Origin of the sequence: Amycolatopsis umgeniensis, from assembly GCF_014205155.1 — a bacterium.
In the GTDB taxonomy this organism is placed as follows: Bacteria; Actinomycetota; Actinomycetes; order Mycobacteriales; family Pseudonocardiaceae; genus Amycolatopsis; species Amycolatopsis umgeniensis.
This window is the reverse complement of sequence record NZ_JACHMX010000001.1, coordinates 3,448,361-3,468,600: the sequence shown is the minus strand read 5'-3', so window position 1 is coordinate 3,468,600 and position 20,240 is coordinate 3,448,361. Positions and strand designations below refer to the sequence as shown.

19 protein-coding genes are annotated in these 20,240 nt (G+C 69.1%); 9 read left to right on the top strand and 10 right to left on the bottom strand.

Annotation, left to right across the window (positions count from 1 at the left end):
• Positions 1-25 precede the first annotated feature (25 nt).
• The 7 genes from HDA45_RS15940 to HDA45_RS15910 all read left to right on the top strand — a co-directional run bounded on the left by HDA45_RS15940 (position 26) and on the right by HDA45_RS15910 (position 5,256).
• Complete coding sequence (locus HDA45_RS15940) at positions 26-1,615, top strand: amidohydrolase (RefSeq protein WP_184896063.1); 1,590 nt, start codon at positions 26-28, stop codon at positions 1,613-1,615.
• 5 nt (positions 1,616-1,620) lie between these two features.
• Entirely contained in the window at positions 1,621-2,070 is a 450-nt protein-coding gene (locus tag HDA45_RS15935) for a GNAT family N-acetyltransferase (protein WP_184896061.1), read from the top strand.
• Between the two features lie 35 nt (positions 2,071-2,105).
• Positions 2,106-2,789, top strand: a complete 684-nt coding sequence (locus HDA45_RS15930) for a metal-dependent transcriptional regulator (RefSeq protein WP_184896059.1) — start codon at positions 2,106-2,108, stop codon at positions 2,787-2,789.
• A 190-nt stretch (positions 2,790-2,979) separates the two neighbouring features.
• Entirely contained in the window at positions 2,980-3,366 is a 387-nt protein-coding gene (locus HDA45_RS15925) for a transcriptional regulator (RefSeq protein WP_184905694.1), read from the top strand.
• Between the two features lie 9 nt (positions 3,367-3,375).
• Positions 3,376-4,434, top strand: a complete 1,059-nt coding sequence (locus HDA45_RS15920; RefSeq protein ID WP_184896057.1) for an alcohol dehydrogenase catalytic domain-containing protein — start codon at positions 3,376-3,378, stop codon at positions 4,432-4,434.
• A gap of 85 nt (positions 4,435-4,519) precedes the next feature.
• Complete coding sequence (locus HDA45_RS15915) at positions 4,520-4,657, top strand: hypothetical protein (protein ID WP_184906581.1); 138 nt, start codon at positions 4,520-4,522, stop codon at positions 4,655-4,657.
• Positions 4,645-5,256 carry an alpha-ketoglutarate-dependent dioxygenase AlkB gene (locus tag HDA45_RS15910; RefSeq protein WP_184896056.1) on the top strand — a complete coding sequence of 204 codons (612 nt, stop codon included), beginning with the start codon at positions 4,645-4,647 and terminating at the stop codon, positions 5,254-5,256. The genes HDA45_RS15915 and HDA45_RS15910 overlap by 13 nt, the downstream gene beginning before the upstream one ends.
• Positions 5,257-5,292: 36 nt before the next feature.
• Here HDA45_RS15910 and HDA45_RS15905 read toward each other — a convergent pair whose 3' ends face one another.
• Genes HDA45_RS15905 through HDA45_RS15885 form a run of 5 tightly spaced genes read right to left on the bottom strand, consistent with a single transcriptional unit; the run spans position 5,293 to position 9,575 of the window.
• The gene (locus HDA45_RS15905; protein WP_184896054.1) at positions 5,293-6,150 is read right to left on the bottom strand and encodes a 5-oxoprolinase subunit C family protein; all 858 of its coding nucleotides are present in this window, start codon (positions 6,148-6,150) and stop codon (positions 5,293-5,295) included.
• Positions 6,147-6,752 carry a 5-oxoprolinase subunit B family protein gene (locus tag HDA45_RS15900; protein WP_184896052.1) on the bottom strand — a complete coding sequence of 202 codons (606 nt, stop codon included), beginning with the start codon at positions 6,750-6,752 and terminating at the stop codon, positions 6,147-6,149. The genes HDA45_RS15905 and HDA45_RS15900 overlap by 4 nt, the downstream gene beginning before the upstream one ends.
• Complete coding sequence (locus tag HDA45_RS15895) at positions 6,752-7,510, bottom strand: LamB/YcsF family protein (protein ID WP_184896050.1); 759 nt, start codon at positions 7,508-7,510, stop codon at positions 6,752-6,754. The genes HDA45_RS15900 and HDA45_RS15895 overlap by 1 nt, the downstream gene beginning before the upstream one ends.
• Entirely contained in the window at positions 7,510-8,304 is a 795-nt protein-coding gene (locus HDA45_RS15890; protein ID WP_184896048.1) for a putative hydro-lyase, read from the bottom strand. Before HDA45_RS15890 ends, HDA45_RS15895 begins: the two co-directional genes overlap by 1 nt.
• 26 nt (positions 8,305-8,330) lie before the next feature.
• The gene (locus HDA45_RS15885) at positions 8,331-9,575 is read right to left on the bottom strand and encodes an MFS transporter (RefSeq protein WP_184896046.1); all 1,245 of its coding nucleotides are present in this window, start codon (positions 9,573-9,575) and stop codon (positions 8,331-8,333) included.
• Between the two features lie 182 nt (positions 9,576-9,757).
• On the opposite strand from HDA45_RS15885, the gene HDA45_RS15880 reads away from it, so the two are divergent.
• Positions 9,758-10,420, top strand: coding sequence for a GntR family transcriptional regulator (locus HDA45_RS15880; RefSeq protein ID WP_184905692.1), 663 nt, complete (start codon positions 9,758-9,760; stop codon positions 10,418-10,420).
• A gap of 353 nt (positions 10,421-10,773) precedes the next feature.
• Here the strand turns inward: HDA45_RS15880 and HDA45_RS15875 are convergent, their stop codons facing one another.
• From HDA45_RS15875 to HDA45_RS15865, 3 genes are all read right to left on the bottom strand, one after another.
• Positions 10,774-12,633, bottom strand: coding sequence for a ricin-type beta-trefoil lectin domain protein (locus tag HDA45_RS15875; protein ID WP_343072076.1), 1,860 nt, complete (start codon positions 12,631-12,633; stop codon positions 10,774-10,776).
• On the bottom strand, positions 12,630-13,856 hold the full coding sequence (locus HDA45_RS15870) for a glycoside hydrolase family 16 protein (RefSeq protein WP_184896044.1): 1,227 nt from the start codon (positions 13,854-13,856) through the stop codon (positions 12,630-12,632). Before HDA45_RS15870 ends, HDA45_RS15875 begins: the two co-directional genes overlap by 4 nt.
• Positions 13,857-14,020: 164 nt before the next feature.
• Positions 14,021-15,283 (bottom strand): ROK family protein, encoded by a 1,263-nt coding sequence (locus HDA45_RS15865; RefSeq protein WP_184905688.1) that lies wholly within the window; start codon positions 15,281-15,283, stop codon positions 14,021-14,023.
• Positions 15,284-15,379: 96 nt separating this feature from the next.
• On the opposite strand from HDA45_RS15865, the gene HDA45_RS15860 reads away from it, so the two are divergent.
• Complete coding sequence (locus tag HDA45_RS15860; RefSeq protein WP_184896042.1) at positions 15,380-16,774, top strand: GH1 family beta-glucosidase; 1,395 nt, start codon at positions 15,380-15,382, stop codon at positions 16,772-16,774.
• On the opposite strand, the gene HDA45_RS15855 is transcribed toward HDA45_RS15860, so the two are convergent.
• On the bottom strand, positions 16,749-17,888 hold the full coding sequence (locus tag HDA45_RS15855; protein WP_184896040.1) for an acyl-CoA dehydrogenase family protein: 1,140 nt from the start codon (positions 17,886-17,888) through the stop codon (positions 16,749-16,751). The two genes, HDA45_RS15860 and HDA45_RS15855, sit on opposite strands and share 26 nt — an antisense overlap.
• Positions 17,885-20,236, bottom strand: coding sequence for a bifunctional salicylyl-CoA 5-hydroxylase/oxidoreductase (locus HDA45_RS15850; protein ID WP_184896038.1), 2,352 nt, complete (start codon positions 20,234-20,236; stop codon positions 17,885-17,887). The genes HDA45_RS15855 and HDA45_RS15850 overlap by 4 nt, the downstream gene beginning before the upstream one ends.
• Between the last annotated feature and the right edge of the window lie 4 nt (positions 20,237-20,240).

Here is a 20,240-nt window from a genome sequence, read left to right as displayed (position 1 = left end):
TCGATCGATCGATAGGGTCGGATTCATGCGGGTCGACACGGTCTACGAGAACGCCCGGTTCCTCACCGGAGTGGCGGAATCCGAAGCCTTGGCGGTGCTGAACGGGCGGATTGTCGCCATCGGTGCCGATGCGGCTGCACTTTCCGCACAACGCCGCGTCGATCTGGGTGGCTCGGTGGTGGTGCCCGGGTTCCACGACGCGCACAACCACATGGCCTGGTTCGGCATGGCGCTGGACGACGTCGCGCTCTCGGATTGCCGCAGCGTGGACGAGGTGTACGACGCCGTCGCGCGGCGCGCGGCCGAGACGCCGCCGGGCGGCTGGATCATCGGCAGCGGCTACGACCAGAACAAGCTCGTCGGCGGCCATCCGACGAGGCAAGGGCTCGATCGCGCCGCTCCCGGGCTGCTCGTGCGGCTCAAGCACACGTCCGGGCATATGACCGTGGTCAACTCCGCCGTGCTGGAGCGGCTGGACCTGGCGAACGTGCCGGTGGGCGGCGACGTCGTCCGCGACGGGGACGGTTCGCCGACCGGGCTGCTGCGGGAACAGGCCCAGCTCCTGCTGCGGCCGCTGACGTACCCGACGCCGATCGAGAGGGTCGTGCGAGGGCTGGACAGGGCGAGCGAGCGGTATCTGGCCGAGGGCATCACGAGCGTCCAGGAGGCCGGGATCGGCGGAGGCCTCGTGGGGGAGACGCCCGCCGAACTCGCCGCGTACCAGCTGGCCCGCGACCGCGGGGTGCTGCGGGTGCGGAGCACGGTGATGGTCGCGGCGAGCGTGCTGCACGACCTCGATGCCGGTGCGGGCTTCGGTCTGGACCTGGGGATGCGCACCGGTTTCGGCGACGAATGGCTGCGGCTCGGCGCGATGAAGCTGTTCGCCGACGGTTCGCTGATCGGCCGGACCTGCGCGATGCACGAGCCGTTCGCCGGGGAACCGGACAACGTCGGCTACTTCCAGGTGCCCGAGGACGAGATCGCGCGGACGATCGCCGCCGCACACAAGGCGGGCTGGCAGATCGCGACGCACGCGATCGGTGACCGCGCGATCACCGTCGTCCTCGACGCCTACGAAGCCGCCCTGAAGGCGGATCCGCGTCCCGATCACCGGCACCGCATCGAGCACTGCGCGGTGCTGCGGCCCGAGGAGTTGCAGCGGCTGGCGTCGCTGGGGCTGATCGCCTCGCCGCAGGGCCGGTTCGTCAACGAGATCGGCGACGGGATGCGGGCCGCGCTCGGCCCCGAGCGCGAACCGTGGTGCTACCGGCTCAAGAGCCTGCTCGACGCGGGATGCGTGCTCCCCGCCAGCTCGGACCGCCCGGTCGTCGAAGGCGCGCCGCTGCTCGCGCTGGCCGACATGGTGCGGCGGAAGACCGCCTCCGGCGTCCTCCTCGGCCCCGAAGAGCGGCTGACCCCGGCCGAGGCCTTGCGCGCCTACACCTACGGCTCCGCGTACGCCGCTTTCGCCGAGAAGGACCTGGGCACGCTGCTGCCCGGCAAACTCGCGGACTTCGCGGTCCTCTCGGCCGACCCGACCGACGAATCCACTTTGGATTCGATCCACGTCGCCGCGACCGCCGTCGGCGGCGACCTCGTCTACGAACGGAGCTGAGACTGATGCCGGTACGGGACGCCGTCGCGGACGACATCGAGGAGATCTGCGCGCTCATCGAGGAGCACGCGGTCTACGAGGACAAACACGATCTGAAGCTCGACCGCCGGGAGATGGCCGGGTTCCTCTTCGGCCCCGATCCGAAGGCGTGGGTGCTCCTCGCCACACCGCCGGACGAGCCGGCCGAGGTCGCGGGCTTCGCCTTCTGCAGCTGGAACTTCTCCACCTGGGAGGCCCGGCCGGGGATCTGGCTCGACGACCTCTTCGTCCGCCCCGAGCACCGCCGCTTCGGTCTCGGCCGGGAGCTGCTCGACGAGTTGAGCGCGCGGACACCGGGCCGGGTCGAGTGGGACATGCAGGAGGGCAACGAGAAGGGTGAGGCGTTCTACGCCCAGCTCGGCGCAGACCCCGTCCCCGGCTGGATCCGGTACCGCTGGCGGCCGCACGCTGGGTGAGCCGCGGCCAAGCGGCAAGCCGTAAACTCACGTCCATGGGTGAAGGGGCAACTCGCAGGTCGTCGTCCGTGGAGGACTACGTCCGGGTGATCTACGGGCTGGTGGAACGCGGCGAGGCCGTCACCAACACTTCGCTGGCCGGGCGGCTGGAGGTCAGCCCGTCTTCGGCGTCCGGCATGGTCACCAAGCTGTCCCAGCTCGGGCTGGTCGCGCACGTCCCGTACCGCGGGATCGAGCTGACCACGGAAGGCAGGTCGCTCGCCCGCTCGGTGCTGCGCCGTCACCGGCTGATCGAGACGTACCTGGTGTCCGAACTCGGCTTCACCTGGGACGAGGTGCACGCCGAGGCCGACGCGCTCGAGCACGCGGTTTCGGACAGGCTCGTCGAGCGGATAGCCGCGAAGCTCGGCAACCCGGTGCGAGACCCGCACGGCGACCCCATCCCCGCCCCGGACGGCAGCGTGGAGGAGATGCCGATGCGCATCCTCGACGACCTCCCGCCCGGCGCGGTCGGCGAGATCGTGCGCGTCTGGGACACCGATCCGGAGCTCCTGCGCTACCTCACCGAGCACTCCATCGGCCTCGGCGAGCGGATCGAAGTCGTCGAGCGCCAGCCGTTCGGCGGGCCGATGGTGGTCAAGGTCGGCTCGCCGCCGGACGCGGCGACACACGCGATCGGCAAGGAGATCGCGCAGGCGCTGTCGGTCGCGCTGCGCTGACCCCCCGTGTCCACTGTGGACGCGTTTCGGCCGGGTCGCTCGGTGGGAATTTTCCCTACGTCCCTGCATAATTCGGCTTTTCGGCACGTCACCCACATGCCGGTCGGATAGGTGATCTAAGGCCCTTCCGATCATGTGTCCCCGCGCCTAGGCTGCGCTATTCCGGGTGGCTAGCGAGCGTACGAAGGCGATGACAATGACCGGTCAGCGGACACACACCATCGACCGGGGGGTGGCGGAAGGACGTGAACTCAGGCGGCTGCTGGAGACCGGGCCCTTCGCGGACGCCCTCAGAGCGGCGATCAGGGCGAGGGGTCTCGGTCTCGACCGGATCCGGTACCGGCTGCGAGGGCGGGGGTGCTCGATCAGCCTGGCGACCTTGAGTCATTGGCAGTCCGGGCGCTGTCGTCCGGAACGGCCGGAATCCCTGCTGGTGCTCAAGAATCTCGAGGAGATCCTCGGGGTGCCGCCGGAATCCCTGTCACGGCTTCTGGGACCGCCGCGCGGCCGGGCCACCCGGTGTACGGTGCCCGGCGAGGGCCTGGTGATGCAACGAGGCCGGGAGACGGGAACCTAGGGAGTACGAGTGCGGGCGGTCGTCTTCGAGGAGTTCGGGGTGCTGCCCGAGGTACGCGAGGTGCCGGATCCGTCCGTGCCGCCGGGCGGGGTGGTGATCGCCGTCGACGCGACCGGGGTGTGCCGCAGCGACTGGCACTCCTGGCAGGGTCACGACACGTCGGTCAAGCTGCCGCACGTCGCCGGGCACGAACTCGCGGGCCGGATCGCGACGCTCGGTGAGGGCGTCCGCGGCTGGTCTGTCGGGGATCGGGTGACCGTGCCGTTCGTCTGCGCCTGCGGTACCTGCGCCCAGTGCGCGGCCGGTGACCAGCAGATCTGCGACCGCGAGTTCCAGCCGGGCGCGACCCACTGGGGCTCGTTCGCGGAGTACGTCGCCATCGAAAACGCCCAGGTCAACCTCGTGTCGCTGCCGGACTCGCTTTCGTCGGCCGAGGCCGCGGCGCTGGGCTGCCGCTTCGGGACGGCGTTCCGGGCGGTGCTGCGCCAAGGCGGCGTCCGGCCCGGTCAGTGGGTCGCGGTCTACGGCTGCGGCGGTGTCGGCGTCTCGGCGATCCTGCTGGCCGTCGCGGCCGGTGCGTCGGTCGTCGCCGTCGACCCCTCCCCGGGGGCGAGGGCGCTGGCCACGCGGATGGGGGCTGTTTCGGCCGTCGATCCTTCCGCTTTCGACGGGCACGAAGCCGTCGCCCTCCATGTCCGGGAGCTGACCGGCGGCGGCGCACACGTCTCCCTCGACTGCCTCGGCTCGCCGTCCACCTGCGCGGCCTCGATCGGCAGCCTCCGGAAACGGGGACGGCACGTCCAAGCCGGACTGATGCCGCCCGCGCAGGGCATCGCGCCGATCCCGATGCACCGCGTGATCGGCGGGGAGCTGGAGATCGTCGGCATCCACGGACTGCAAGCGCATGAGTACCCCGAGATGCTGCGGGTGGTGGAGACCGCCGGAATCGACCTCGAGGCCATGATCGGCAAGCGGGTCGGCCTCGACGACGTCCCCGCCGTGCTGACGGCGATGAACGACCCGGTGCCCGCCCAGGCCGGGGTGACGGTCGTCGAACTCGCGCTGTAACCGGGTGTTCGCGGTGTGGTCAACCGGCCGATCGGAGTAGTCCGAAAGGTGGCTTCTCGTGGCTCGTTATGGCAGCTTCTCCGCCGTGACAGTCAGGGCCGCCCCGTCTCAGCCGCATTTCGTCCACCGCGTGCTGCGATGGTTCACCGCGGCCGGCGTCCTGGTGCGGGGCCACCGGATCATCGGCGCGCGCCCTGGCAAACTCGACGTGTGGACGCGCTGATCCCTCGCCCGCGCGCCGAAGTCGCGCCCGGTGCCGTACATGTGCCGGACTGGCTCGACTTCGACGAGCAACGCCGGCTGGTCGAAGCCTGCCGAGGCTGGCGCGGCTACCGGCAGACACGGCTGCCGAACGGCGGCGTCATGTCGGTGCGGACGGTCTGTCTCGGCTGGCACTGGTACCCGTACCGGTATTCGAAGGTGACCGACGACGGCTCCCCGGTGCTCCCGTTCCCTGGCTGGCTGGGCGACCTCGGACGGCGGGCCGTCGGGTCTCCGTCGTACGAGCCGGACATCGCGCTGGTGAACTTCTACGACTCCGCCACGAAGATGGGGATGCACCAGGACAAGGACGAGGCCTCGCTGGAACCCGTCGTGTCGCTGAGCCTGGGGGACGCGTGCGTCTTCCGGTTCGGGAACACGTCGGACCGCGGCCGGCCCTATACGGATGTGGATCTGCGGTCGGGGGATCTGTTCGTGTTCGGCGGGGAGTCGCGGCTGGCTTTCCACGGGGTGCCCCGGGTGTTTCCGGGCACGGCCGATCCCGGGCTGGGGTTGGTGGGGCGGTTGAACATCACTTTGCGGGTTTCGGGACTTTCGTGAGTGAGTGGACCGGTCACACGGTCGGCGTCAGGGATCTCAAGCGAGCCGGAATCGCACCCACTGCCCCGGCCGCACCTGCGCGGCCAGGTCCAGATCCGCCTCCTCCACCACCGCGATCACCGGGTAGCCCCCGGTCACCGGATGGTCGGCGAGGAACAGGATCGGCTGTCCAGAAGGAGGAACCTGCAACGCGCCGGGCACCGCGGCCTCGGGTGGCAACTCGCCGCCGCGCGCCCGCGACAACGTGGGCCCCTCGAGGCGCACACCCACCCGATCGACATCGGCGGTGGCGACGTAGCCGGAAGAGACCAAAGTGGACAGTGCGCCGGGTGTGAACCAAGAGACCCGGGGGCCGGGAGTGACCCGCAGAATGGGCACCTCGGGCAAGGGGGTGCGGGGTGCGAGATCCACGCCGGGATGGGGCAGCACCCGTTGTCCCACCGGCAAGGTCATCCCGGCCGAAAGCGCGGGCGGGCCGAGTTTGCCGAGGGTGTCTGTCGCCCGGGCGCCCAGCACGGGCGGGACGTCGATGCCGCCGCGCACGGCGACGTAGCACCGCAAACCCCGGGAGGCCATGCCGAGCACGAGGTCTTCACCAGCACGGAGAAGGATCGGCGAGCCGGGGCCGAAAGCGCGGCCGCCGACGGTGATCGAGCAGGGCGCACCGGTGACGGCGACGGTCGCCGGGGCCGGGAATCGCAGGACGAGGCCGCCCAGGACGCTTTCCAGGGCGGCGTTGCCTTCGGGGTTCCCGACCAGCCGGTTCGCCAGCCGCAGCGCACCGCGGTCGGCGGCGCCGGATCGGCCGACGCCGATCGCGGCCAGTCCCGGGCGCCCGAGATCCTGCACGGTGGCGAAAACCCCGGGTCGGACCACTTCGATCTTCGCGGTCATGAAGTGAACCGGATCCTCGTACCGGGTGCGAGCAGGTTCGGCGGCTCCCGGTCGACGTCCCACACCGGCAGCGTGGTCCGGCCGATCAGCTGCCAGCCGCCGGGCGAGGCGTTCGGGTACACCGCCGTGTACTCGCCCGCGATCGCGACCGATCCGGCGGGCACCCGGGTGCGCGGGCTCGTCCGGCGCGGCAGGTGCAGGGCGGGGTCGAGTCCGGTCAGGTAGGCGAAACCCGGGGCGAAGCCGCAGAAAGCCGAGACGTAGGTGCCGTCCTCGTGTCGCCTGACGACCGCTTCCATCGACAGGCCGGCGGCGGCCGCGACGTCGGCGAGGTCCGGGCCGTCGTAGCGGACCGGGACGACGATCTCGGCGGACTCGCGTGGTGCGACGTCCACTGTGGACCGATCGAGGACGTCGCCCGCGAGCCTGTCGTGGTGGGTTCGGCCCGGGTCGAACCGGATGAGCAGGGTCCGCGCGGCCGGGACGAGTTCGACGACGCCGTCCGGCGGGTCCTGCTCAAGTGACGCCTGCAGTCCGAGCACCTCCGACGGATCGTCGAAGTCGACCATGGCCGCACGCGCCCCATAGGGCAGAACCCGCATCACGCGGCCTCGAGGAACGATCCGATGTGGACACCGGACGCGCCGAGCCCCGCGCGGATGCGTTGCGCCAGTTCGACCGCGCCGGGTGTGTCGCCGTGCACGCAGAGCGAATGCGGCCGGATTGCCAGTTCGGTTCCGTCGGCGGTGACGACCTTGCCGGTGGTCGCCATCGTGACCGCCCTGTCGGCCACCTCGTCCGCGTCGTGGAGCACGGCGCCCGGCAGTTTCCGGGAGACCAGAAGGCCTTCGGGCGTGTACGCGCGGTCCGCGAAGGCCTCGGCATACGCGGGGAGCCCGGCTTTTTCGGCCTGCTCGGCCATTTCCGACCCCGGCGGGCACAGCAGCGCGAGCGCGGGGTGGAACCGGCGGATCCCCTCGACCACCGCGGCCGCCTGCTCCGGATCCACCGCGGCCGTGTTGTACAACGCCCCGTGCGGTTTGACGTACCGCACCCGGGTGCCCGCCGCCTTGGCGAACACGTCGAGCGCGCCGATCTGGTAGAGCACGTCGTCGGCCAGATCGGCGGGGGCGACGTCCATCGCCCGCCGCCCGAATCCGGCCAGATCCCGGTAGGCGACGTGGGCGCCGATGACGACGCCGCGTTCCGCCGCGCGTTCGCAGACGCGCCGCATCACCGACGGGTCACCGGCGTGGAAGCCGCAAGCGACGTTCGCGCTGGTGACGATGTCGAGCATGGCGTCGTCGTCGCCCATCTTCCAGGCTCCGAAGCCCTCGCCGAGGTCACTGTTGAGATCCATCAGGCCACCCTGAACTCACTGTCGAGTTTGTCGGTCACGAACATGTAGCCCGGCGCGTGCGTGACCGCGAACGGCGGCCGCGAGGCCATCAGCGCCGCCTGCGGGGTCACGCCGCACGCCCAGAACACCGGCACGTCACCGGGTTCCGCGTCGACCGGGTCCCCGAAATCGGGTTTGCCGAGATCGTCGATGCCGAGCGCGGCCGGGTCGCCGATGTGCACGGGCGCCCCGTGCACGGCGGGCATCCCGCGGGTGATGCGCACAGCGTCGTCGACGCGGTCCTCGGGGATTTGCCGCATCGAGACCACCATCGGCCCGTGCAGCCGTCCGGCCGGGACGCATTCGCGGTTCGTCAGGTACATCGCCACGTTGCGGCCCTGGTCGACGTGCCGCAGCGGGATGCCCTCCGCGGCCAGCGCAGATTCGAAGGTGAAGCTGCAGCCGATCGAGAACGCGACCATGTCGCTGCGCCACAATCCGCTCGCGTCGGAGAGCTCGCCCGCCAGCGCGCCGTTCTGCCAGACGCGGTAGCGCGGCAGGTCGGTGCGCAGATCCGCGCCGGGCGCGAGCCGCGTCGACGGGTCGCCGGGATCGCTGACATCGAGTACCGGACAGGGCTGAGGGTTCCGCTGGCAGAACAGCAGGACGTCGTAGGCCCAGTCCTCGGGGACGGCGATCAGGTTGGTCTGGGTGAACCCGTTCGCCCAGCCGGTGGTCGGGCGGGCCGTGCCCGCGCGGAACAGGGCGCGGGCCTCTCCTGGCGACAAGGTCGCCGGTTCGTCGAAGGTGGTCATCGCGGTGCCTCCTCTTCCGATTGTCCTCACAGGAGTTCGCGGCCGCGAGTCTCGGGGAGACCGAGCAGCGCCAGTACGGCGATTCCGTAGCCGACCGCGCCGAACACCATCGCGCCGCCCGCGCCGAGGAAACCGACCACGGCGGGGAAGGTCGCGCCGATGGCCCGGCCGAGGTTGTAGGTGAAGCCCTGCCCTGTCCCGCGAAGCGCCGACGGATACAGCTCGGCGAGGAACGCGCCGAATCCGCTGAAGATCGCGGACATCGAGAACCCGAGCGGGAAGCCGAGGAACAGCACGAGTGTGTTCGCGCCCGCCGGGATCTGCGTGTAGGCGATGATGAGGCCCGCCGACAGCACCGAGAACAGCAGGAAGGTTTTCTTGCGCCCCAAGATATCCGTGAGATAGCCGCCGGTGATGTAGCCGATGAAAGCGCCGGAGATCAGGAAAGCGAGATAGCCGCCTGTTCCGATGACGGTGAGTCCGCGGGTGGTCTTCAGATAGCTCGGCAGCCAGGTCGCGAGCGTGTAGTAACCGCCCTGGACACCGGTGGCGAGCAGCGCGGCGAAGAACGTCGTGCGCAGCAGGTCCGGCTTGAAGATGCCCTTGAACGAACCGCGTTCCTTCTTGGCCGCGCGGGCGGCCTGCGCGACGGGCGCGTCCTGGACGTTCCGCCGGACCCACAGCACCAGCAGCGCCGGGATGACACCGGTCCAGAACATGACGCGCCACGCGATGTCCGGGCTCCAAATGCTGAAGACCACCGTGTAGACGACGACCGACAGTGCCCAGCCGACAGCCCAGGCGCTCTGGACGAAAGCGACCGTGCGGCCGCGATATTTCGCCTGCGAGTACTCGGCCACCAACGCGGCGCCGGCGGCCCACTCGCCGCCGAACCCGAGACCCTGCAGGGCGCGGAAGACCAGGAGCGTTTCGAAGTTCGGCGCGAATCCGCAGAGCACGGTGAAGACCGTGTACATCGCGATGGTGATCTGGAGGGTGCGCACGCGGCCGATGCGGTCGGCGAGGATGCCCGCGCCGATGCCGCCGATCGCCGAAACCACCAGCGTCGTCGTGCCGAGCAGGCCCGCCTCACCGCCGGAAAGGCCGTAGTACGCGGTGATCGCGGCCAGGCCCAGCGGCAGGGTCTGGTAGTCGAACGAGTCGAGCCCGTACCCGCCGAACGCGCCGACGAAGGCCCTGCGGCCTCGCGAACCGAGCGTGCGGAACCAGGCGAAGGGACGTGTGTCTTCGGTAGTGGCTGTCGCGGTCATCGGCACCTCCAGAGGGTGAAGCTCATCGTGGCACGGGTCACATGGATAGCCACTGTAGGTATTGTTCAACAATTCCACAAGAGGATCCTTGGCTTGGCCTCTTGTGCGTAGGTAGGATCGGTCACGTGACGATTGCGGAGGGTGGTCCTTCTTCGGTGCAAGGACTCGAAGCGGACCGAGGCATGATCAGCCGCACCAGCACCGCCGAGCGGGTGGCGGGTGTCCTGCGCACGCGCATCGCCGAGGGCTTCTTCCTGCCCGGCGTACGGCTGTCGGAACACGACATCGGCTCGGCGCTCGGCGTCTCCCGCAACACGCTGCGTGAGGCTTTCCGGCTGCTCACACACGAGCGGCTGCTGACCCACGAGCTCAACCGCGGCGTCTTCGTTCGGGTGCTGTCGATCGAGGACGTCGTCGATCTCTACAAGGTGCGCAAGGTGGTCGAGTGCTCGGCGGTCCGCGCTGTCACGGAGAAGCCGCCGACGTTCGCGAAGCTCGCGCGCATGGTCGAGGACGGCAGGCTCGCCGAACGGAGTGAGCGCTGGCAGGATCTCGGCACCGCGAACATCCGGTTCCATTCGGCGGTCGCGGAACTCGGTGGCAGTGAACGGATCGACGAGCTGATGCGCGGCATCTTCGCCGAACTGCGGCTGGTCTTCCACATGATGGCCGACCCGCGGCGCTTCCACGAGCCGTACCTCAAGCGCAACGCGGAGATCCTCGAGCGCATCGAGGCCGGCGACGGCGTCGGCGCCGAAGCGCTCCTCGCGCAGTACCTCACCGACGCCGAAAACCAGCTCGTCGAGGCCTATGCCGAACGCGCCCAGCCGCATTCAGAGGACTGAATGCGTGGGCGGGACAGGGGTGTTGCGAAAGTGGCGTTCGCAGCGGTGAAGGTTGCGAAAGTGGCTTTCGCAACGGCTGCCCGCGGCTTCGCGTGACGACCCACTCCCACTCCCGCCTCACCGCCTCACCGCCGCCCAGGTGTCGCGAAAGCCACTTTCGGGACATCAGACGTCCCGAAAGTGGCTTTCGCGACACGCCTGATCGCCGACAGCGCCCGACCGGACGTAGTGAAGGCCTCCCTCACTACCCTCAGGGTAGGCAAGGAGGCCTTCACGGAAGGCTCGCGTTCAGAGGACTGAATGCGGTAGTCCGGAGTGCGAACTACCGCATTCAGAGGACGAAACGCCGGGGTCTAGGGGGTGGTCCACTTCTGGTTGGCGGCGCCGGTACAGGACCAGATCTGCAGGCGGGTGCCGTTGGCCGAGGAGTTCCCGGTGGCGTCCAAGCATTTGCCGGAACCGGAGTTCACCAGGTCACGGGCGGCGTTGGCCGCCCATCGCTGATTCGCCCCGCCCGCACAGTCCCAGAGTTGCAGCCGCGCGCCGTCCGCCGTGGACATCCCGGTGACGTCGAGGCATTTGCCCAGTGAGCGCACCGTTCCGTCGGCTTGGAACGACCACTGCTGCGCGGCCGAACCGTTGCAGTCGTACAGCTGCACCGCCGTCCCGTTGGCGCTGTTCGCCCCGGCGACGTCGACGCATTTACCGCCCAGCCCGGTGATCGCGCCGGTGCGGACACCGCCGCCCGACTGCGTCCCCGACCAGGTGAACGTCGCCGACGTCGACGCGGGTAGTGCGTAACTGAACGACTGCCCGCCCCAGTTGACGCGCACGTTCTGGCTCGCGCCGCTGGTGTTGTACGCGATCAGCGCCTTCGACCCGTCCGGGTTCTTCCACGCGACGTTCCGCACCGCGGAGTTGTCGTTGGTGGAGATCCGGTACGCGCCCGGTTTCACGAACTTCGTCAGGTGCCCCATCGTGTAGTACTCGACGGTGTAATCCACCTGCCCGTGCCGTGAGTCTCCATTGTGGACGGTGATCAGCCCGGTGCAGGTGTCGCAGCCGCCGTTGTGCGGACCCTTGTTCTGGTCGAGGGCGAGGCTCCATTTGATGAAGCTCTTGCTCCAGTTCCGGGTGTAGTCGACGATGTTGGCCATGTCCTCGGCCTGCTGATGGCTCACCCAGGTCCCGCCGGAATGCTCCGTGCTGTACGCGGGCACGTTCGGGTACTGGTCGTGCACCGTGGTCTGCTGGGCGACATTGCCGCCGTAGCCGTGCCACGCCATCCCGCCGAAGTTCGGATCGTTCCGGATCGCCGCGTCGTCCATCGTCGGCGCGCCGAACTCCGCGTACTTGTCCCAGTTCCAGTCCAGCGCGAGGACCTTTGTGGACAGACCTGCGCCCTTCAAAGCGGGCAGCAGATTGGTCTTCGTGAAGTACTGGAGCCCGGAGCCGTTCCAGTTCATCGACGGATAGCTCGCACAGCACGTCGGCTCGTTCTGCACCGACACGTAGTGGATCGGGACGCCTTGTGCCTGGTACGCCTGAATGTACTTGACGAAATACTGGGCGTACGTCGGATAGTTCTCGGCCTTCAGCCAGCCCAGCTTGAAGTCGCCGTTGTCCTTCATCCACGGCGGCGCGCTCCACGGCGACGCCATCACCTTGGTCGCCGGATTGATCTCCCGCGCCTGTTTGGTCAGCGGCAGGATGCTGTCGAGATCGTGGTCGATGGAGAACTTCGCCAGGTTCGGATCGGTCTGCCCGGCGGGGAGATCGTCGAACGAGTAGCTGAACCGCGCCAGATCCGAGGAGCCGAGCGGATTGCGGATGAAGGTGACGCCGATGCCCGCGACCGGGTCGAACAGCTTCCGCATGGTCTCGTCGCGAGTCGCCTGCGACAGCGCGCCACTGCCCTTCATCAGCCACGCGGCGGTGTCGGTGAACGACGCGCCCGCACCCTCGAACTGCTGGTACGTGGTGTTCTCGTCGACGGTGATGGTCTGCTGGCCCGTCCCGGTGCCCGCGGCGAAGTTCACGGGCGACTGCTGCTGAAGACCGCGCGTGACGTTCACGCCACGCGAGTCGTTGGTCGTGGTGAGCCAGATGTTGACGGCTTCACCGGCGGCCTCGGCCTTTGTCGCGGTGAGGGTGGCCGCGGCGAGGGTGGCCGCCGCGATCACCGTCGCGACGAGCAGCGGCGGCTTTCTCACGGCGTGGTCCACTTCTGGTTCGCGCCGCCGCCGCAGGTCCAGATCTGGAGCCTGGTGCCGTTCGCGGAGCTGTTCCCGGTGGCGTCGAGACACTTGTTCGCCTGCGGGTTCACGATGTCACGCGCGCCGCTGATCGCCCACTTCTGCGCGCCGGATCCGTTGCAGCCCCACAGTTGCACTGCCGTCCCGTCCGCGGTCCCGCCGCCGGAGACGTCCAGGCACTTGCCCAGCGCGCGGATCGTGCCGTCACTCCCGACGGTCCAGTTCTGCGCGGCGTTGCCGTTGCAGTCGGTGATCTGGATCGGCGTGCCGTCGGAGCTGTTCGCGGCGGCGACGTCGACGCATTTCCCGCCGATGCCGGTGATCCGCCCGGTGTTCCCGGCCGTGTTGCTGGAGTTGACGTGCACGTAGTCGACGACGAGGCGCTGCGGGAAGACGGTGCTGGAGTTCGGGTCACCCGGCCAGTAGCCGCCGACGGCGAGGTTCAGGATCAGGTAGAAGGGGTGGTCGAACACCCAGCGGTTGCCGTTGAGGTCGGCGGGCGTGCGGGTCTGGTAGAGGTTCCCGTCCACGTACCACTTGATCTGGTTCGGCGCCCAGTCGACGGCGTAGGTGTGGAAGTCGTCGGAGAAGTTCGGGCCGTTGTAGCCCGCGCCGATCCCGCCTGCGCCGGAGTAGCCGGGGCCGTGGAGGGTGCCGTGCACCGTGTTCGGCTCGAAGCCGACGTTCTCCATGATGTCGATCTCGCCGCTGTTGGGCCAGCCGACGTTGCCGATGTCGGCGCCGAGCATCCAGAACGCGGGCCACATCCCTTGCCCGCGCGGCAGTTTCATCCGGGCTTCGAACCGGCCGTAGGTCTGGGTGAACTGGCCCTGCGTGGACAAGCGGGCCGAGGTGTACTCGCACCGCCCGTACCAGCAGTTGTAGTTGCCCGGGTTCTCCTTCTTCGCGGTGATGACCAGGTTGCCCTGGCCGTCGAGCGCCGCGTTGTTCGTCCCGGACGTGTACCACTGCCGCTCGTGGTTGTTCACGTTGTCACCGGTCTCGAAGTGCCACTTCGAGGTGTCGATGCCCGCGCCCGCGGGCCCGTTGAAATCGTCGGTGAAGGTCGCGGCCAGGACCGCGGCTTCGGAGGCAGGGGCCTGGGCCGTGGCCGGAAGTGAGCCGAGAAGAACGCCGGCGGCTAGGAGCGCGGCCCAGCGAAAGCGGGATGAGATGGACATCGTTGTCGCCTCTCTGACCGTTGGGGACCCCACGCGGCAGGGACGCGCGGGAGAACGGAAAGCGCTGGCAGAACTACTTTGTTGTGCCTGGCAACAAAGTATGCATGGTCTCTACCACTGCGACAAGATGTCCGGTGACGTATTTTTTGACCCCGAATTAAGGCTCAGGCGGCGGTCCCTCGTTTGGACCCGGCCGTCCGCGGGTCCGCGCCCTGGTCCAGCAGGGCGGCGACAGGGAGGGTGGCGGCTCCTATGGCGACGGCGTCCGGCCCGAGCTGCCCGAGTTCGATCTCGGTCTGGTCGAACACGTGCGCGAGCGCGTGCTCGCCGGCCACTCGCCGGATCTCGGGCAGGTACTCCTCGCCGAGCGCCAGCCCGGCCCAGCCGCCCAGCACGATCCGCTCCGGATTGAACAGGTTGATCAGGTTGCCGATCCCGGCGCCGAGGTAACCCGCCGTCTCTTCCAGGACCTTGGCGGCGGCTTTGGATTTGCCCGCGGATTCCAGCAGTGCGGCGAACTGCGTCTGCTCGTCCTCGCCCGAAGTGGTCTTCCCGCCGCGCGCCTTGCGATAGCGCGCGAGGACGCCCTCGGCGCCGACGTAGGACTCCAAGCAGCCGCGTGATCCGCAGCGGCAGTCCTGTCCGCCGTAGACGATCGTGGTGTGGCCCCATTCGCCCGCGCTGCTGGTGGAGCCCCGGTACGTGGTGCCGTCGGTGACCACGGCCGCGCCGACCCCCGAGCCGATCAGGACGATCACCGCATGCCGGGCGCCGCGACCGGCGCCGAACCACATTTCCCCCTGGCCCTGGGTTTTCGCGCCGTTGTCGACGAACAACGGCAGCTCGACGCCCTCCGCGCGCAGGAGATCGGTGAGCGGGACCTCTTTCCAGCCGATGGTGGGCGCGTGCACGCGGAGCGCCCCGCCCTTTCCGGCAGAGCCTTGTTCGACCGTGCCGGGAACGCCGACACCCACACCGAGCACGGTCGTTTCGTCGATACCCGATTCCGTGATCACTTCCCGGAGTCCGGACGCCACCTGGGTGACGGCCGACGCCGCGTCCGGCCGGGGTGAGGCGAGCGGATGCTCGACGGTGGCGAGCCGGTTCATGGTGAGGTCGAACAGTTCGACCTTCACCCCGGTCTCGCCGATGTCCACGCCGGCGACATGGCCGTACGCCGGGTCCACGCGGAGCAGGACGCGCGGCCTGCCGCCGTCGGATTCGACCAGTCCGGCTTCGGTGATGAGGCGTTCTTCGCCGAGCTCGGCGGTCACGTTGCTGACGGTCGCGGCGCTCAATCCGGTCAGACCGCTCAATTCGTGGCGGCTGAGCGGGCCGTCGAAGTAGAGTTTCGACAGCAGGAGGGAACGGTTGTGCCGCCGCAGGTCACGGACGGTGGTGCGCTTGGCAGGCATGCGGATACCCATCTCATGGCGGCGGACCTTTCCAGGATGCCCCACGACCTTAGCCTCCGCCATGTATTAACTGGTGAAATAAGGCAGGCTGGCCGGGAGGAGGGTGCCGTGACGGAGGAAAACGAGCTCATCGGCACCTTGCCGTCCGATTTCCGGTGGGGAGTCGGCAGCTCGGCCTACCAGATCGAAGGCGCGGTCGCCGAAGACGGACGAACACCGTCCATTTGGGACACCTACGGCCAATCGCCCTGGTCGATCGACAACGGTGACACCGGCGAGGTCGCCTGCGACCACTACCACCGGATGCCCGCCGACATCGCGCTGGTGAAGGAACTCGGCGTCGACACCTACCGGTTCTCCGTGTCCTGGCCGAGGGTGCAGCCGCGCGGGCGCGGCGGCGTCAACCCGGCCGGGATCGCCTTCTACGACAGGCTGGTCGACGAGCTGCTCAACAACGGCATCGATCCGTGGCTGACGCTGTATCACTGGGATCTGCCCCAGCACCTCGAGGACGCGGGCGGCTGGCCCGCCCGCGACACCGCTGTCCGTTTCGCCGATTACGCGACGCTCGTGTTCGAGCGGCTGAGTGACCGCGTCCGCAACTGGACGACGCTGAGCGAGCCGTGGTGCACGGCCATGCACGGTTACGTCCACGGGGTGATGGCGCCCGGCCGCCGTGACGCGAAGGCGGGGATGGCGGCGGCGCACCACCTGCTGCTCGGCCACGGCCTCGCCGTCCGGCGGATGCGGGAACTCGCGCGGCCCGGCACGAAGTTCGGCATCACGCTCAACCTGAGCACCGCCGACCCGGCCACCTCCAGCGAAGCCGACCGCGAGGCCGCCCGGTTCGAGGACGGGCTCGGCACGAGGTTCTATCTCGACGCGCTCGTGCACGGCCGGTACCCGGAGGACGTCCTCGAGGATCTCGCGCGACAGGGCATCCGGCTGCCGTCCGAACCGTGGGATCCGTCGATCATCGCGGCGCCGCTCGACTTCCTCGGCGTCGACTACTACTTCGGGACGCGCTACTCCGGGGTGGAGGAGAACGGGAACGCGGTGGAGCACTTCGGGATGCCCTCGTTCCGCAAGGTGCCGTTCGGGGCGCCGTCGACGGTGCTGGGCTGGGAGATCCTGCCGGACAAGCTCACCGAACTCCTCGTCCGGATCAGTCGCGACTATCCCGGCCTGCCGCTCTACGTCACCGAAAACGGCGCGGCTTTCACCGACGTCCCCGACGAGACAGGCTTCGTCCGCGACGAAGACCGAGCCGCGTACCTGTCCGCGCACATCGCCGCCACCGCCGCCGCGCGGCAGGCGGGCGCGGATGTCCGCGGCTACTTCGCCTGGTCCTTTTTGGACAGTTTCGAATGGGCATACGGCTATGCCAAAAGGCTCGGCCTGGTACGGGTCGATCGCGAGACGCAGGCGCGGACGATCAAGCAGAGCGGGCTCTCCTACCGCGACATCGTCGAGCGGGTCAGGAAGTCAGCGACCGCGCGATGATCGTCCGCTGCACCTCGGACGCGCCTTCGTAGATCCGCGGCGCCCGGACCTCGCGGTAGAGGTGTTCGAGCAGATGCCCGCGCCGCAGCGCCCGCGCGCCGTGGATCTGGACGGCCGAATCGACGACGTACTGGGCTGTCTCGGTGGCGAACAGTTTCGCCATCGCCGCGCGGCCGGCGAGGTTCCGCTCGCCCGCGTCGTAGGCGGCCGCTGCGGCGTAGACGAGCAGCCGCGACGCCTCGGTGCGGGTCGCCATTTCGGCGAGGGTGTGCGCCACCGTTTGCTGTTTCAGCAACGGTCCGCCGAACGCGACCCGGTTCTGGGCGTGGGCGACGGCGACGTCGAGAGCGGCTTGCGCCATCCCGACGGCGAACGCGCCGACGCTCGGCCGGAACAGGTCCAGTGTTCGCATGGCGACGCCGAAACCGCGGTCCTGCTCGCCGAGCAGTTCGTCCCGCTCGACCCGGACCCCGTCGAACACGAGGGTGCCGATGGGATGCGGGCTGACGAGGTCGAGATGCTCGCCGGAAAGCCCGGCACGATCGGCGGGGACGACGAAAGCGGAGACGCCGCGCGAGCCCGCGTCCGGGGTGGTGCGGGCGAAAACGCTGTAGAAATCGGCCTCGGGGGCGTTGGAGATCCACATCTTCTCGCCGGTGAGACGCCAGCCGTCGCCGTCGGGTTCGGCGGAGAGTTCCAGGGCCGCCGCGTCGGAGCCCGCGTTCGGTTCGGTGAGCGCGAAAGCGGCGACGGCGTCACCCGCGGCCACGGCGGGAACCCATTTCGAGACCTGCGAATCCCGTCCGGACTGGAGCACCGGATACGTGCCCAAACCCTGCAGGGCCAACGCGGTCTCGGCCTCGGTGCTCTGGCTCGCGAGGGATTCCCGCAGGATGCAGAGATCCGTCGCGGCGGCCTCCCGGCTCGGGCTGCCGCCGTCGACACCGGGGAACAGCCGGGAAAGCAGGCCGAGCGCGCCCATTTCCTCGAGCAGCGGCCGGTTGACCGCGCCTTCGGTGCCGGATTCGGCCAGCGGCCGGAGCTTCTCGGCGCCCAGCCGTCGGACCTCGGCGGCGAAGGCCTGCTGCTGCGGGCTCAGTGCGAAGGCTGTCATCGGTCGCTCCCCGGTCGCCAGCGTGCGTGCGCGGTGCCGGGTTCCCCTGACCGCAACAGCTCCAGCCGCGGTTTCGGCCCGTCGGTGCGGCCGCCCTGTGGTTTCCGGCTGCCCGCCGCGTACTGCTTCGGCCACGGCATCGCGTAATCCTGTTCGGCCGCGGCGTGAAGTGTCCACTGTGGATTGTAAAGGTGGGTCCTGCCGAGGGCGCACAGATCCGCGCGGCCAGCCAGGATGAGCGAGTTGACGTCGTCGTAGGAGGAGATCGCGCCGACGGCGATCACCGCGACCCCGTACTCGCGCCCGATCTCGTTGCGGATCCTGTCGGCGTACGGCGTCTGGTAGCTCCGGCCGTACTCGGGCTTTTCCTCGCTGACGACCTGCCCTGTCGAGACATCGATGCCGTCGACGCCGTGCTCGGCGAACGCGCGGGCGATCTCGACGGCGTCTTCGACGTCGATCCCGCCGTCGTACCAGTCGGTCGCGGAGATGCGGACCGTCATCGGCCGGTCGGCGGGCCACGCCGCGCGGACCGCGTCGAAGACTTCGAGCGGGAAGCGCAGCCTGTTCTCCAGCGAGCCGCCGTAGGCGTCGGTGCGGTGGTTGGTCAGCGGGGAAAGGAAGGACGACAGGAGGTAGCCGTGCGCGCAGTGGAGTTCGAGGAGATCGAATCCGGCGCGACCGGCGGCACGGGCGGATTCCGCGAACTGCTCACGGATCTCGGCGAGTTCCGCGATCGTCAGCTCGCGCGGGGTCTGGTTCGCCTCGCTGTACGGGAGCGCGGACGGAGCGCAGATCTCCCAGTTGCCTTCCGGTAGCGGCTGGTCGATGCCGTCCCACATCAGCTTCGTGGAGCCCTTGCGCCCGGAATGGCCGAGCTGGACGCCGATCCGCGCGGGGGTGTTGCCGTGGACGAAGTCGGTGACCCTCGTCCAGGCGCGTTCTTGTTCCTCGGTGTACAGCCCGCCGCAGCCGGGGGTGATACGGCCGGTCTCGGAGACACAGACCATCTCCGTCATCACCAGCCCGGCGCCGCCGAGCGCCTTGCTTCCCAGGTGCACCAGGTGGAAATCGGTCGGGACGCCGTCGGAGGAGGAGTACATGTCCATCGGGGAGACGACGACGCGGTTCGGCAGGTCGAGGTTGCCGATCCGGTACGGCTGGAACATCGGCGGCTTGACGTCGGTGTCCAAAGTGGACGCGAACCAGGTGTCCAGTTCGGTGGCGAACTCGGGATCGCGCAGCCGGAGGTTGTCGTAGGTGACGCGGCGGCTGCGGGTGAGGATGTTGAACGCGAACTGCGCCGGGTCCTGATGCGTGTACTGGCCCATGTTCTCGAACCACTCCAGGCTCGCCTGCGCGGCACGCTGGGTCGAGGTGACGACGGGGCGGCGCTCGGCCTCGTAAGCGGTCAACGCACTGTCCATATCGGACTGTTCGTGCAGGCAGGCGGCGAGCGCGAGCGCGTCCTCCATGGCGAGTTTGGTGCCGGAGCCGATGGAGAAATGCGCCGTGTGCGCGGCGTCGCCGAGCAGGACGACGTTCTCGTGGCGCCAGCTCGCGCAGCGTACGGTGGCGAACGCCGTCCACTTCGAGTTGTTGGCGAACGTCTGATGGTCGCCGAGGACGTCGGCGCACAGTTCGCGGATGACCTCGATCGACTTCTCGTCGCTCTCGCCCGGCGCCAGCGAGGTCGAGGCGATCTCGCCGAAAGCGCGCTGCCAGACGTCCTCGTGCAGCTCGAGGATGAACGTGCTCGCGGTGTCGCTGTACGGGTAGCCGTGGATCTGCATGATCCCGTGCGGGGTTTCGAGGACGTGGAACTTGAAGGCGTCGAACACGAGATCCGTGCCCAGCCAGATGTACTTGCAGCGGCGGGTCTGCAGGGTCGGGCGGAAGCTCCCGGCGAGGGCGTTGCGGGTCGGCGAGTTGACGCCGTCCGCCGCGACGACGAGGTCGTACTCCGCGCTCGCCTCGGCGGCGCTCGGCGCCTCGGTGTGGAAACGCACGTCCACGCCGAGTTCCGCGCAGCGTTCCTGGAGGAGGCCGAGCAGCCGTTTGCGGCTCATCGCGGCGAACCCGTGCCCGCCGGAGGTGTGCACCGTGCCCCGGAAGTGGACGTCGATGTCGTCCCAGCGCGCGAACTCGCGCCGCATGGCGGCGTGGATCACCGGATCGGCGTGCTCGATGCCGCCGAGCGTCTCGTCGGAGAACACCACCCCGAATCCGAAGGTGTCGTCGGGCGCGTTGCGCTCCCAGACGGTGATCTCGTGATCGGGATGGAGCTGTTTCGCCAGCGTGGCGAAGTAGAGCCCCGCCGGGCCGCCGCCTAACACCGCGATACGCACGTCG